General features: G+C 68.4%; 1 pseudogene. It reads left to right on the top strand.

What is annotated here, in order from left to right:
* Window positions 1-706 (top strand): annotated as a pseudogene (locus tag L995_RS10985) (cell envelope integrity protein TolA); the annotation flags it as partial.

The raw sequence follows: 706 nt of genomic DNA, 5'->3' as shown, positions 1-706 counted from the left end.
CGCGCCTCCCCCGCCACCTGCGCCCGAGCCCGTTCCCCAGCCGCCACCGCCGCCGCCCGCGCCCGTGATTGCGCCGCCCCCACCTCCCAAGCCGCAGGCCGTGGACGACGACCGCGAGGCCGAGATCGCGCTGGAGAAGAAGCGCAAGATCGAGCAGCAAAAGAAGGAGCGCGCCGAACAGGCCGCCCGCGAGCAGCGCGAAAAGGAACGCCAGGAGCGCCTGGACAAGGAAAAGGCCGAGAAGGCGGCCAAGGACAAGGCCGAGCGCGAGAAGGCGGAAAAAGCCGAGAAGGACCGCCGCGACAAGCTCGAGCAGCAGAAAAAGGACAAGGCCGAGCAGGACCGCAAGGAACGCCTGGAGCAGCAAAAGAAGGACAAGGCCGAAAAGGAAAAGGCGGACAAGGAAAAAGCTGCCAAGGACAAGGCCGAGCGCGAGAAAGCCGAGAAGGCGGAGAAAGAAAAGGCCGAAAAGGCCGCCAAGGCAGAAGCCGAGAAGAAGGCCGCCGAGGACAAGCGCAAGAAGGAACAGGCCGCCAAGGAAGCGCGCGAGGCCAAGGAAGCCGAGGCACGCCGCCTGGAGAACATCCGCCGCATGCAGGGCCTGGCCGGCAGCGGCGGCTCGGCCGGCGAAGGCGCCGGTGGCAGCAAGAGCGGCGGCTCGGGCAGCTCCGCCGGAGGCCCCTCGGCCGGCTATGGCGCCAAGGGG

This window comes from Delftia sp. ZNC0008, from assembly GCF_000799035.1.
GTDB lineage: Bacteria > Pseudomonadota > Gammaproteobacteria > Burkholderiales > Burkholderiaceae_C > Comamonas > Comamonas tsuruhatensis.
The sequence above is the reverse complement of the archived record's forward strand: the minus strand, read 5'-3'. Positions and strand labels throughout refer to the sequence as shown.